Here is a 14,438-nt window from a genome sequence, read left to right on the forward strand (position 1 = left end):
GTGAACCCAAAAAGTTTGACACTTTATTTACTTAGGCAGCCTTGAGGGCATGAACCCGGTAATCTACCGGGCTCATGCCTTTTAATTTTACCTTGATTCGTTGATGATTGTAGTAATGGATATAATCTCCTATTTCTTGTTTGAAATGCTCCATGCTTTCAAATTCTTGAAGATAGAGTAATTCGGATTTTAATAAGCCAAAGAAGTTTTCAATGACCGCATTATCGAGACAATTTCCTTTGCGGGACATGCTTTGTGTAATGTTATGTTTTTTCAAATCATGCGAGTATTGTTTCATCTGATAATGCCAGCCCTGATCTAAATGGAGAATGGGTGAATCTTTCGATTCCAAGCGATCAAAGGCTTTATCCAGCATTTTGGAAACGAGCGGATAAACAGGCCGAGATTCGATATTATAGGCGATGATTTCTCCATTAAACAGGTCAAGAATGGCTGATAAGTATAGTTTCTCCCCAGCTAGATGGAATTCCGTGACATCTGTCACCCATTTTTCATTGGACTTTGCCGCCTTGAAATCACGTGCTAGAATGTTGGGCGCAATCTTACCGATGTTCCCTTTGTACGAACGGTATTTCTTCATGCGAATCAATGACTTCAATCCTAGTTCATTCATCAATCGGAGAACTGTTTTATGATTGATGCGAGCACCTCTGTTACGTAATTCTAGGGTAATACGCCGATACCCATAACGCCCTTTATGCGTATGGAAAATCTCTTTGATAAGGGATTTAATTTCTGTGTATTTATCCTCACGCCCGAAGGCGTTTACCTAATAATAGTACGTACTCCGTGCCATTTTAGAAATGGATAGAAGCAGTTTTAAATCAAATTGTTTCCTTAGTTCATGGACTACTTTCGCTTTTTCTTTCTTTGTAAGGCTTCCTTTTCTTGAACTAAGGCATTCAACTTTTTTAGATAGGCATTCTCTGCACGTAAGTATTCTAATTCGGCAAGAAGTGCTTCTTGAGAGCCATTAGCTTGCGATTTTTTCTTAGTTTCTTTTTTCATGGATAGACGCCCCTTTTTCATTGGTTTTAGGGCGTCTATACCTCCTTCCTTAAACTGATTTACCCAATTCAAAAGTGTAGAATCAGAAGGAAGGTTATAGTGTACAGCGGTCTCGTTGATCGATGCCCCATATTCGTTCATATATTTAAGTACCTCTAGTTTAAAGGGCAGAGTGTAATTTGTATAGGATGGAACAAGTCCTTCCATTCCATGTTTTAGATAGCGAGCGACCCATCTTTTCAGAGGGGATAAACCTACATTTCTTTCTTGAGCAATGGATTTATAGGATTTTTTCCCTTCTAAGTACTCTAAAACTGCATTTGATTTTTCGTCTATCGTATATTTAGTCAAAAAAATACACCTCCAATTGTTAGATGTTGTCTAACAATTGGGGTGCAGTTCATCTATCTAATTTTAAAACAAATTTGATTGGAGCGGGTGTACGAGACTCCTACGGAAAAAGCGTGTCCATGGGAGACCCCGCAGGCGCAAGGGCGCCGAGGGCGGACCTCCCGCGGAAGGCGAGTTTCTTGAGAGTAAATCAACGTTCAAATTGTACAAGCTTTTAAAAACTGTAGACTCTAATTAAAGAGGCTGGAAATTTTAGTCATGGCATTTTAATTGGTGTATTTAATTGATAATAATCCCTATATGATCGATAAGATACCATTTTTTTATCCTGATAATCTCCATCCAATTGCAAAATTTTGGATTTGTTGGTTTCTAAATAATAATGATACCCTTCTGTTTCTAAACTATAGAAGGCATAGTATATTCCAAGCATTTGTTTCTTGGTGACTTTTGTATCAGGGTGATGTTGTATAAAATCAGCCAATTGTTGTACAGATGTTGATGGAATGTCTGCGATATTAAATAATGTTTCCTTAATATTAGTTTTTACTTTATTCCAAGTAGTTTTTGCTTTATGTTTGATTTTGTTGGAATGTCTTGTCACAAATATCACTCCTACTCTGATTATAATTAAAAGATTTAATTATAGTTAAAAGATTTATTATGTTATTTCCAATCAGCAAACGGAGTAAACAAAAATTTGACCCTGGGAGAAAATCTACTAAAAGAAAAAAAACCTTGGTGAAAAAATTGACGGGCAACGAATAATGTTTTTTGGGGAGGTTTAATACTCAGGTTAAGTGGTATATAAATGGTATCGGTTTGTAGTAGTTGCCCCTGCTTCCTTTGATGGTAGAGGTTCTTTACGAAAGAGTATCGAATAATGTCGACAGGTAGCACATATTCTTCTTTTGATTATTACTAATTATTTTTGGATAAAAAAGGAGTGATATATCATGAGGCAAATGTGTATTTACTGTTTTAAATGGGCTGACATGGATACGATGACACCACTTTTTGAACAAGGTAGAGAGTTCGTCAATTATTATTGCGAAGATTGTGTTACTGCTGTTATGGATAATTTGTTTAAGCTCCCATACAAACATGGTCGTTCCTATACAGATGTATGCGAACAAACAAGAACCCACTAGCATCAAGCAATGCGTTTTAAAAGGTAAGCGATTGCTCATAAAATGTATCGCTAAAATCATATTTTTTTCAGAAATCCTTCATTTTTTCAATTACCCACTAGTTAGTTGATCAATACTGCAACTTATAACGTGTTGTCACCAGCCGATTCTCATTCTCTTAAATAATTTAAAGCATTACTAGCAATAGCTCGGACAATATCTCCCACTTATTAGAAAGAGCTTGTTGTTGTCGTTATTTGCTATCGAAATGAATTAAATGAACAGCATAACTAGAGGCCATCTCAAACGAGAAGGGCTTTTTTTGTTCGCGTTTGTCCTCTTCTTAATCATATCGCATTTAAATTAATCTAGTCGAACTCTTACGGAATATTGATATATAGTCTTTTTTTATCTTATTACTTACTTTTTTATTTAAAGATGAATGGGCGACATGGGCAGGAGGTTTAACCCTAGTTATTTCAACCCACTTAAAACAACATGATCATACCGAATGTTATTAAGTAGTGCATATGAGTTAGTATATCGAAGTGAGGAAAAATTAAATAGGATGTACATGATTTAATCCTGCTAATTAATGAATTTCGGATTAGATATAAACAAATATTTTTGTATACAACAGATGGGTGACTAAATAAAGTTATAGTAATTTGTCTTTAGCTTTAACAATATAGCTTTTTATTTTTTTGTATCAGATTTTTATCAAAATAAAAAAATTAAAGAAACCAAAGCATTTAAGGGGAAGATTAACCTGTTAAAGGAATTCTATGTTTGTTATACTCTTGACGCTGATGTTAAGTGGGAGAAAATAAAAAAAGGTTTGAGTATTAAAAAAGAGGATGTTTTACAAGAAGTCTTAAAAAGGATGGAACACTGTGAGTATTTTATTGTAAAAAGTGAAAGTAAGCATCATATTATCAATACATCTTTAATACGTTATATACGTATTTTTGATGGAAATAAGTGATCTCACTACTGCTTTCTTAGAATATAAGTTATGGTTGCATTCTCCTAACAGTCTAACTGGGAGGGGATTTTTCTATGGCAAAAAAGGGTAAGCCTCATATACAGAAGAATTAAAGCGGAAAGTTGCTAAAAGTGATGCGCAAATAGGAATTAAGTAAAGAAATTCCCAAATAATGAGCCATAGAAGGCCAGCGTTGTATTTGGAACCATAAGAAATTTACTAGTGTTAAAGAAGAAAATGTTTATCTGAAAGCACAGGTGGACTATATGCAGAGAAGGTAAATTTGGACACCCAAAAACAGCAAAACAAGCTTCTGTAGCTATTCAGGGTTGGTTAACACTTTGAAAGGAGTGTAAAGATGAATAAAGAATTAGATGATGGTTTTATTGGGGCATTAATGGTTTCCCTTCAAGACGAAAGGGTCATTGAAAAGATAAAAGAAATAGCAGAAGCGGGCTCTTTGAGTCAAATGGGGGAACCTAAGGAGCTACTGAGAGAAAAAGATAAAGAAATTGCAAAACTCCAACAAGAGATTGAGTCGAAAAAAGAGGAAATTATTGAGTACCAAAAAATGATCCACCATCTAAATGAGAAAATGGAATCCTATTTTAATGAATTGCAAAAGAGAAGAGCAGACTATCGGGAAGCAGAAGAACTTTACGACGCTATTCAACGATTATCCGAAACTACTAAAAGTTCCTTAAAAGGAATCTTCAAGGGCAGTTCGGTTCAGGAGTTTATTGTCTGTGGTGTGCAATATGAGAACATTTCATCTTTGTGGGATTTTATTAAAAACGAGATTATGGAAGGACGAGAGCAGGAAAGAGAGATTTTGCTCGCCCTTTTTCTGTATTTCTTTCAAGAGTACAGTAAAACATACGATACCCCTTTATATAAAATACAGCAAGTGAAAATGAATGAGGTCTTCAGAGAAGACTTGTACATAAGAGCCCTCAATAGCAAAATATCCGGGAACATTACGGACATCCTGCTGCCAGGATATATAAGCATTAATGGTAAAACCATTAAAAAATCCGTTGTGAGAATCTAGCAGCGAAAAAGAGAATGATAATAAAGGAGAAATAACAATGACATCGATTATTATCCCAGAGATTGAAGAAGGGATTGAAAAAATCCTTCTTATGCAATGGTATAAACAGCCAGGAGATTATATTACGGTGGGCGAAAGCTTAGCCAAATTCAGCTGTGAGGGCATCGAATTTGACCTCTTTTCAGAAAAAGAAGGTACCCTTAAAGAATTGCATGTAGCAGAGGACACTATAGTCAAGATTGGTGATCTGATATGTTATTTGGATTCTGGTGAAGCTCTTTCAGGAGAATTATTAAAGGAAGTTGAAAAGCAAGAAACGATAGAAGATAAAGAGCCCCTTGAGAACGTAACAAGTTTAGCTGAAAAAAATAACATAGACAGTTCTATTTACTTAATGAATAAGAACGAAGAGCAGGTTCTATTCTCACCTGATTCCCAAACCGTTCCAGTCTCTGCCATTTCAATGACTTATAAAGAAGTGAGATCTTTAATCAGCCATTTATATCAGAGTGCAGAAGAAACCTTTTTAAAGGAGGAATCGAGCTTCTTTCAAGACATTAAAAAGATGCTCCGTTCCAGATGGGTTTACATGAATAACGGAAATGTTATTTATGATCACAACATTGCAGCTTTATTTCCTTATAGAAAATACTATGAATTAGTGGACGAAGATTTTGACTACAAAAAGCATCTGGACGTTTCCGGTTATATAGGTGATGCCATGACACGGGAAGAAGCTGCCAAAAGTTTCAATACAACTGATCACCCTGTATATAAGAAAATAATAGCTTTAGATGATTACTCCACGAGTAAAAATCCTTCCATTTCAAGGATATTTGCCAATCAAACGGCTAACTCTTCTAAATCAATAGCGTTTAAATTTAACGGGTACGACATTCAAAGTTTCGATGTAGTAAATCAAAAAACTAATTTGCTAGGAAAAGGATTTTTCGTTCCTGTTTTCCGTTTAAATGGGGAAAATGCCTTTGAAATCAATGATCAAATGGCTCTCCATCTCTGGCTGGAAAACCGATTAGTACCAAGTGGATTAAGCGCAGAACGCCAGAAGGAGTATGATTATTTGCTGGCATTGTATCAATTAAAGGGTTCAGATCATGAAAGTTTTCTAAAAGAATTGCCATCAATCGCTATCGATTCCAAGACTTTTTATGAGAAGCTTTTAAACTCTGAAAAAGTAAGAGCCGATATTGATACATATGATGAAAAGATGTTAATGGATCCAAACAGAGGACATTGGGATTTATGGCCTGTCCACTCTGATGAAAAACTTTTAACGATAAAACTGAACGAAGAAATAATGGCCAGAAACCCTAAAATGGATATTAGGGAGGACGGCATAGTTGGCATTGATTTTGGAACGAAAAGTACAGTGGTCGTTCATCAAGAGGAAAGTGATTTTACTCTTCCCATGCGTATTGGGGTTGGCTACCTTAACACGGAAGTACAAGACTGGCATTATGAAAATCCAACCGTGATTGAATTTATTGATTTAGAACATTTTCTGGAGCTTTATCAAGAAAAAGAAGGAAGACCAGATACAAGGTGGCAGGATGTGACGGTTTCCCACAATGCTCTAAACAACTTGATGAATGGAAAGAGTGACCATTATTATTCCATATTGAATAATCTAAAGCAGTGGGCTGGAGAAAAGAAAAACGAACTCCGATTAAAAGATAAGAGGGGATATGCCGTTGTACTGCGTTCATTTCTGGATTTAACCGATCAGGAAATCAACCCAATAGAGTTATACGCCTACTACCTCGGTTTGTATATCAATAACCAGAACAATGGAATTTACCTGGACTACACCTTATCTTTCCCGGTGGCGTATGAAAAAGAGGTAAGAGAAAAAATTCTAAAGTGTTTTGAGCGTGGGTTAAAAAAGACGCTTCCTATGCCGATACAGCAGGATGAAGAATTAATGAAAAAGTTTCGTGTCACAGCTGGTGCGAGTGAACCTGCTGCCTATGCCGTTTGTGCCTTACAGGAATACGGGTTTGAACCGGAAGAGGATGAAAAAACGTACTACGGTGTGTTTGATTTTGGTGGAGGAACGACAGATTTTGATTTTGGTATTTGGCGTGAAGCGGGCTTGAGAGAAAGCAGATATGATTATGTCATTGAGCATTTTGCAGCTGGCGGGGACCGTTATTTAGGTGGAGAGAACCTGCTAGAGCTTTTGGCGTTCCAAGTGTTTAAAAACAATCAAAGAACAATGCGTGAGCTAAATATTCCTTTTACTCTCCCAGCAGAATGTGTGAAATTTCCTGGAAGTGAAATGCTGATTAATGAGTCACAAGAATCCTATTTAAATACGAAACAATTGGTAGAAAAATTAAGGCCGCTTTGGGAAAGACATGAACGGTATGAAGAACAGTTTGGAAAAGGCATGATCCGGGCAGACTTGTTTGACAAAGCCGGCCACGCAAAACTCAATGTGGAACTTTTGATTGATCAAGATGAAATGGAACAACTTATTGAGGAAAGAATTGAAAAAGGCATTAAAAATTTCTTTGAGTCATTAAGGCGCGCCTTTACCGGGTCAGAACCGAGCAAAATTAGTAAAGTAAATATACTGCTTGCGGGTAATTCAAGTAAATCCCCGATCGTTATGAATCTATTTAATAAATGGATTGAAAGGGAAGTACAGAATACTCAAAACTGGGGAGAAGTGTCTGATAATCTTTTTGAGATTTTCCCACCACTGGGGACAGAAGGTGCTTATTTAAAGCAAGAAGAGAGAAATAGAGTGGTTAACCGAGATATTTTAACAGCCCCTACAGGAAAAACAGGCGTTGCCTTTGGACTTGTACAAAGCAGAAAGGGCGGAAGTATAAAAGTTATTGACCGCGATTTGGTGAATGGTGAATCAAAGTTCAAGTATTTTCTTGGCATCGGGAGAAAAGGGAAATTAAAAACAGTGATTGATCAAGAAGAAGAGTATAATATATGGCATCTTTTCATTGATGCGTCAGAAGAAGATTTTGAAATTTATTACACAAGCCTGCCTGAAGCTAGTACCAACCAGCTTGATATTAAGCAGGCACAAAGGAAAAAACTTCGAATTGAGCATGTAGATGATTCAGCTTTTGTTTATATTCGAACATTAAGCCCGACTGTCATTGAATATGTTGTTGCAGACGAAGACTCGATATTAAATGGGGTCTATTTAAGTGAAACTACTAAAGTGGAATTAAGCTAATCTTTCGGTTGTGGAATTTAGAAATATATGTTAAATGATTTTTTTTTGTGAACACACAACAGATTAATCAATTGTATGGGCATTTGTGGGTTTGATTGATTCAATTGAATATATCAAGATGATGCTATGTTTTATTTGAGTGGTATATAAATAGAAGATGTCTTCACCTGGTGCATCGGTTAAGGTTTTATGAAAAAAACGCCTTGAGTGGAAAATAACTCACTTTTAAGTTAGAGGCCTCCCACAGTTTACTGTGGGAGGCCTTTTCATGCTATCGTTATTGTATGTCCATGGTCACCGTTTAATAGCTTCCCATGGGACTTGCAATGTTTACAGAAAAAGGTTTCATTTTCAGCATTTAATGCTAGAAACTCAAGGTGTTATCCTGAATGTTCACTCCTTTGATCCTCCTGATGTTCCATAATCGTTAATGGTTAAGTTTACATCATAGTTTATAGTAGTTTCACTAAATCTTTGATCCCAATCTTTTTTGACCTTCTTCCATACTTTGGGGTTCTCGATTCTCAATCGATTTCCGAAGCCAGCAACGTCCACTTGGTATTCTTTTTGCATTTTTTCTAATACATTCCCCACCAAGCGTTTCACTTCTTTTTCAGATGATTTTTCTGCTTTTTTTAGAAATTCATTTTTAAAAGAATCTCCTGAAACTACCCAGTTTTCAGACAGTCTTCCCACTGATTCAATGTTTACATCAAAAGAGATGTTGTCTCCTTTAACTCTAGGTACGATACTGCTTTTCATGGACTCTATCTCATACACAATCAGCTGACCGGTTTCTTTATCAAAGCTTTTCACTACACCGCCTTTTCCCTTACCTGTTATCCATGTTACGCCCTCCAGTTCTTCCTCATTCAAAGTACCAGTCATTTTGTGTGTCTTTCCATCGATCACGGCAGCTCCGGCAAATTTGACTTGCCCGTTCACTGATAGTACTTTTTGCATCAGAAAACTAGATCCTGATTTGATCTTGCTTTCTACTTTAATATGCGACATAGGAGGCAAAATCCTTGTTGTTCGATATGCATTTTCTACAATGCCAGCCAGACGGAACGCTGGAATTTCTCCTGCTTTCTTTGTTTCCAGTGTCTTGCTTGCTCTTCCTTTACTGATGAGCACAAGACAGCTTGGTCTAAGCTCGCTTTCTCGAAAATTTTGATCAAGTAATTGTTCCAACCTAAACGATCTTGCAAGACCTTCACCGATAACAACCACTTTCATATGGTGAGCGGTTACGGGTTGTTCACTTCTCAATGATAATTCACGAACCATTTGATGGAGGGAATCTCCCGTTTCAGAAACATTAACATAAGATTTTTGTTGTGGTCCGGATTGTTTCGTTGTTGAACTTGCTACTAGTGGAGTGATAAATTGATAGGTTGCAGTAATCAGGTCCTTTTTTGAATAACCCTCCCCTTGTTCGTTTAACTTTTTCTCGATGGAGGACTGCTTGCCTTTATCGAATGCCAAACCTATACCTAAACTTTGCTCTTCAATTTCATGACTGCTCCAGCATCCTGTAAGGGTTAAGAACAAAAGAACGGAGAGGGAAATGAAGAGGGGACGTATATTGTTATGTGATTGTTTCATATTTTCCTCCCTTTATTCTTGAGATGATAAGCAGGAGAAGCGGGAGTAAACCAAATAAAAACAATGCGATATTGCCGACGAAATCTCCTTGTTTAAATAGGTCATTGATATTTTTCGGAATCATGGCAATGATGTAGAGAATTGGAAGCAAGCCATACATAAATGGGTGAATGCTCTTTTTTGAAAGTTGAGCCAGTCCTAGAGCAGCTGCATAGAATGTTATGGTAAATGTCGCAAATATTTGCATGATCCATACCACGAGCAATAAAGATTCAAACCGTTCAAAGATCAAACCGGAGATTTCAAAACTTCGTATAAGATCAAGAGTTGGCCATGTTCTCATGACCACTCCATCAATAGATAATGCTCCGACAACCATGACGACCGTTATCACGTAAAAAATCAAGGGAATGGAAACTCCAACAAGCATGGCTTTTACTGCTTTTTTTGGCTGATTCATAAACGGAAGAAGCAGTAACATGATTTCAGGACCTGAAAAAGCGAGAGCCGTTGTTTTTACTCCTTTTAGTACAGGGATGATTCCTTCTCCTAATACCGGACGCAGATTATCGATCTCAAATATTTTGATGCTCATAAAGGTAACTACCAAAAAAAGGATAACTGTCAAAGGTAATATAATTTCAAAAAGACGGGCGATCGAGTTAATGCCGCCCAGGATCAGATAAAGACCCACCCACATGAAAATCATGGTAATTGCCCATGTAGGGGTACCCTCCAGAAGTAAATACTTTATAACTTCAGCCATTGCACGGAGCTGAAATCCGGAAGTTGTGAGAAAATAACATATTATAACTAAACTGAGTAAACTCCCCACCCATTTTCCTACAATTTCATTTATGTATTGATAAAAGGTCTTATCGGGAAACTGTTGGCTTAATTTGACCATGATCACCCCTGCGATTATGGCGATGAACCCGCCTATAATAACGCTTATCCATACATCTGGTGTATGTACCTTTTCCGTAGATGATCGGGGTAGGGTGAGTAATCCTGTACCAAGTATAAAGCTGCTGATAATCACAGCTGTTTGAGGAGTCGTGATTTGATCTTTCGGATTGAGAATCATTCTTTAACCACCCTTTCACCGATGAGTTATCCTTTACGTATGGGGTTTTTTGTATGCATCATCTTTGGACGGCGTTTCATCATCATAAGTGGCATGCGAACCATCAGGTCTTTCCATTCACTTAAGCGATAAGGAACGGCTGGACTCATATAAGGTACACCAAAGCTTTTTAATTTAACTAAATGGCTGGTCATTAAAAGAAAAAAGAGAATGACCCCGTATAATCCAAATGTAGCAGCACATAGCATTGCGGGAAAACGAAGAATCCGTAATGTAATCCCAATACTATAGTGCGGAATGGAAAATGATGAAATAGCGGTTAACGCTACTACAATGACCAAAACAGGGCTAACGATCCCTGCCTGTACAGCAGCTTCCCCAATGATTAAACCGCCGACAATTCCCATTGCCGGACCGATTGGCTTAGGTAAGCGCAGTCCTGCTTCCCTCAAAATTTCGATGGCTATTTCCATGAATAATGCTTCGATTAGTGCCGGAAACGGAACCCCGGACCTGGTTCCGATAATGGATATAGCCAGTTTGGTCGGAATCATCCCTGAATGAAATGAGATAAAAGCTATATACAAAGACGGTGTAAAAAGAGCCAGAATAGCTGCGAGGTAACGAAGCATACGGATGAATGTGCCAGGAATCCATCTTTCATAATAATCTTCCGGTGACTGCAACATCATGCTTAAGGTAACCGGAACGATCAAAGCGAATGGCGTCCCATCCAATAAGATGGCCACTCGACCTTCCATCAAAGCAGCGATCACTCGATCAGGACGCTCTGTATTCTGTACCTGCGGAAAAGGACTAAGGTAATTATCCTCAATAAGTTGCTCTACATAACCTGATTCCGGCACACTATCAATATCAATTTTCTTAATTCGGTTTTCTACCTCTTGAACTAATTCGGGATCAACAATATCTTTTATGTAAGCGACAACTAAGTCCTTTTTTGAACGCTTTCCTACTTGGAATTTTACTAACGATAAATTCTCAATTTCACCACTACCCCTTAAAAAGGATGTATTATCACTCAATGATTCAGTGAAACCGACCCGTGGACCTCTGACTAATGCCTCTGATACCGGCTCTTCAATCGTCCTTGTTTTAAGTTTTGTCGTTCCGAGGATTAGGGCATCCACTGATCCCTCAATTAAAAGAGCGGTAGAACCTGTTAATACTTTTGAAGCTAAATCTTTAATGGAACCAACCTCTTCTATTCCACTAATAGATAACACTTCATTTTTTATGAATTCTTTTGAAATGCTTCCTTTGGTGTAAGGAAGGTTCTGTTTATATTCTGCTGAAAAATCAACCATCAATGATGGCATAATATGTTTATCAATGAGGTCTTTATCTGATAATCCATCCGCAAAAATGATAATTGACCGAATATCGGTTCGCCCTATATTAAATTCTCGAAAATGCACATCCCAATTATGGCCAATTTCTTGCCTAACCATTTCTAGATTTAAATTAAAATTATCAGTAAACTGACCAGTTGAATCTTGGGAGGTATTTGCTTCTTGATTGTCTTTATCGGTAACTTTCCCTTTTTTACTAATCTTTGATATCCACTCTTTCATTTTCATCACTCATCCTTTGAGTTACGAAGCCTATAAAATAATTTGGCAATCAAAAACGGAATAAAAAACACTATAAAAGCTTGTATAAAAACCTGCCATTCTGGAAGGTAGGAAACAATCGTTTTCCACATTTTCATCACCCTATACTTGCCTAATATCAGCAGCTAAAATCTGTGAAATCTTCTGCAAAATTCCTTTATTTCTCAAATAGTATTATTATCTTCTACGTTTCTTATGCAATGAAGTTAGAAGCAATTGTCCATCACTATATATGTGTATTAGCTATACAGCACAATAAATGTCATCCAACAATCTCTTACATAATCAGTGCATATGATCCCAAGCTAATGTTCATGGGGAAAAGAGCGGTCATAAAAGTCTTCGATAGTGAAAATACGTAAGTAGAATAATACTAAGAGAAGCAAAAGGAACAGAAGTACTTTGATTTAGTTGAGGAGAGAACGAGGGAAAATCAATATCATCTGGAACTTAATTAACGATGAATGAAGGCGGAATCCCCATATATTAAAGTGAGAATCGAATGATTTTATTTTTCAATAATTGACTTTTCCTCATACATTAAAATTAAGAGGGTTTATGCTAATGATTGAAATATAATTTTGAAAATAAAGATATCAAATTGAAATTATGTTTGAAGTGATATATACTGAAAATTGAGAATAATTAGTAATCATTATCCATTTTTGGAAAAATATTTTCTTTTATCAACGGTTGACTTGGTGAAAAAAGAATTGATAAATTAGCTCTTCAAAAGTTATCCCAATCGCTACTACTTTTCTCCCCGGAACGGATACACGGTTCTCGCTTAATAGGATTGTGAAGCCTGGTGTAGATAAGAGCGGAAGGAAAGAATTTCGTCCGAATGAATGAGAGTATCCTTTTGTTTCGACTATTGGTCAAAAGGTAAAGTTGTTCGTTTCTTGTTTTCTAAAGTACGATTTCATAGGGGGAATATGATGAATATATGGACAAGCTGCACACTAAGTTCAATTCTGACTCTCTCATTACTTGTTTCTCCTGTATCTTACGCTAAAGCAAATGCAAATCAGGAAGTTACTGTGAGTAAGGAGGCTAGCCAGTACCCCGTGTTAACGAAGGCTAAAAAACCGGAAGAAGTGGGCTTTTTATCTAAAAAACTGGAAAAGGTGGATCAGCTTATTGAAATGGAAGTGGGTGCCGGTTTTCCTGGTGCTGCCCTGATTGTCATAAAGGACGGAAAGATCGTTAAAAGTGAAAGCTACGGGTACAAACAGAAATTTAATGAGCATATACCTCTTAAGAAGTTTCGTAAAATGGAAAAAGACACTTTATTTGACCTTGCTTCAAATACAAAGATGTATGCAACTAATTTTGCCATTCAAAAATTAGTCAGTGAAGGCAAGCTGGATATCCATGCAAGAGTTCAGCAATATATTCCTGAATTCAAAGACACGGAGTCGGATGTGATCAAAGGGAAGGATAACCTGAGGATAATCGATGTTCTTCATCATACAGCAGGGTTTAAACCAGATCCGCAATACCATAATCCAAAGGTTTCGAAAGACCTTTATTCACAGGAACGGGATAAGACCATTGAGTTCATATCCAAAACACCGCTGACATATGTACCTGGAACACAGAATGTATACAGTGATGTCGACTATATGCTGCTCGGTGCCATTGTTGAAAAAATCACGGGTCAGCAGCTTGACGCCTATGTTGAAAATAAATTATACAAGCCGCTTAATTTGAAAGATACAAAGTTCAATCCTCTGCAAAAGGGCTTTAAGCCAAAGGATATTGCGGCAACTGAACTGCTTGGGAACACTCGGGATGGCGTGATAGATTTCCCTAATATTCGCAAATACACGCTTCAAGGGGAAGTTCATGATGAAAAAGCCTTTTATTCGATGGGAGGCGTATCAGGTCATGCAGGTCTTTTCTCGACTACCAGCGATCTCGCTGTCCTTCTGCAGGTAATGCTGAATGGCGGGGGATACGGTAAACATATGTTGTTTGATAAAGACACAATCGATGAATTCGTCGCACCCTCCGAGATGAACCCTACCTATGGACTCGGATGGAGACGAAATGGCGATGCCAGCATGGAGTGGATGTTCAGTCCTTATGCGAGCGACAGTGCATACGGACATACTGGATGGACTGGGACGGTCACGATCATTGATCCTGAAATAGACTTAGGGATTGTTTTACTTACAAATAAAAAGCATTCCCCGCTAGTTAACCCTGTAGCCAATTCGAATCAGTTTTTTGGCGATCTCTTCAAAACAGGGAGCTATGGAAGTGTTGTAACTGCGATATATGAAGCATTGGAAACGAATGAATAAGAGGAAAAGAATAAATTGATTAACAGCGGAT

General features: G+C 37.3%; 8 protein-coding genes and 1 pseudogene. 4 read left to right on the forward strand and 5 right to left on the reverse strand.

Annotation, left to right across the window (positions count from 1 at the left end; genetic code table 11):
• Window positions 1–31: 31 nt before the first annotated feature.
• Together ACDZ29_RS12485 and ACDZ29_RS12490 are read right to left on the reverse strand one after the other, a co-directional pair.
• A pseudogene (locus tag ACDZ29_RS12485) lies at window positions 32–1,380 on the reverse strand (IS3 family transposase).
• A 256-nt stretch (window positions 1,381–1,636) separates the two neighbouring features.
• Complete coding sequence (locus ACDZ29_RS12490; RefSeq protein WP_375090940.1) at window positions 1,637–1,984, reverse strand: hypothetical protein; 348 nt, start codon at window positions 1,982–1,984, stop codon at window positions 1,637–1,639.
• 352 nt (window positions 1,985–2,336) lie between these two features.
• Here ACDZ29_RS12490 and ACDZ29_RS12495 point away from each other — a divergent pair, with 352 nt between their 5' ends.
• The 3 genes from ACDZ29_RS12495 (at window position 2,337) to ACDZ29_RS12505 (ending at window position 7,769) form a co-directional block, all read left to right on the forward strand.
• Window positions 2,337–2,531, forward strand: coding sequence for a hypothetical protein (locus tag ACDZ29_RS12495; RefSeq protein WP_375090941.1), 195 nt, complete (start codon window positions 2,337–2,339; stop codon window positions 2,529–2,531).
• 1,322 nt (window positions 2,532–3,853) lie between these two features.
• Window positions 3,854–4,546 carry a hypothetical protein gene (locus tag ACDZ29_RS12500; RefSeq protein ID WP_289323454.1) on the forward strand — a complete coding sequence of 231 codons (693 nt, stop codon included), beginning with the start codon at window positions 3,854–3,856 and terminating at the stop codon, window positions 4,544–4,546.
• A gap of 37 nt (window positions 4,547–4,583) precedes the next feature.
• Window positions 4,584–7,769 (forward strand): biotin/lipoyl-containing protein, encoded by a 3,186-nt coding sequence (locus ACDZ29_RS12505; RefSeq protein WP_375090942.1) that lies wholly within the window; start codon window positions 4,584–4,586, stop codon window positions 7,767–7,769.
• Window positions 7,770–8,162: 393 nt separating this feature from the next.
• On the opposite strand, the gene ACDZ29_RS12510 is transcribed toward ACDZ29_RS12505, so the two are convergent.
• Genes ACDZ29_RS12510 through ACDZ29_RS12520 form a run of 3 tightly spaced genes read right to left on the reverse strand, consistent with a single transcriptional unit; the run spans window position 8,163 to window position 12,059 of the window.
• A complete protein-coding gene (locus ACDZ29_RS12510; protein ID WP_289323456.1) occupies window positions 8,163–9,377 on the reverse strand; it encodes a Ger(x)C family spore germination protein in 1,215 nt (404 codons plus the stop codon).
• On the reverse strand, window positions 9,361–10,464 hold the full coding sequence (locus ACDZ29_RS12515) for a spore germination protein (protein ID WP_370013672.1): 1,104 nt from the start codon (window positions 10,462–10,464) through the stop codon (window positions 9,361–9,363). The genes ACDZ29_RS12510 and ACDZ29_RS12515 overlap by 17 nt, the downstream gene beginning before the upstream one ends.
• A 26-nt stretch (window positions 10,465–10,490) precedes the next feature.
• Window positions 10,491–12,059, reverse strand: coding sequence for a spore germination protein (locus tag ACDZ29_RS12520; RefSeq protein ID WP_375090943.1), 1,569 nt, complete (start codon window positions 12,057–12,059; stop codon window positions 10,491–10,493).
• A 977-nt stretch (window positions 12,060–13,036) separates the two neighbouring features.
• Here ACDZ29_RS12520 and pbp4b point away from each other — a divergent pair.
• Complete coding sequence (pbp4b, locus tag ACDZ29_RS12525) at window positions 13,037–14,407, forward strand: penicillin binding protein PBP4B (protein WP_375090944.1); 1,371 nt, start codon at window positions 13,037–13,039, stop codon at window positions 14,405–14,407.
• Window positions 14,408–14,438 lie beyond the last annotated feature (31 nt).

It is taken from the genome of Peribacillus sp. RS7 (genome assembly GCF_041956845.1).
GTDB lineage: Bacteria > Bacillota > Bacilli > Bacillales > DSM-1321 > Peribacillus.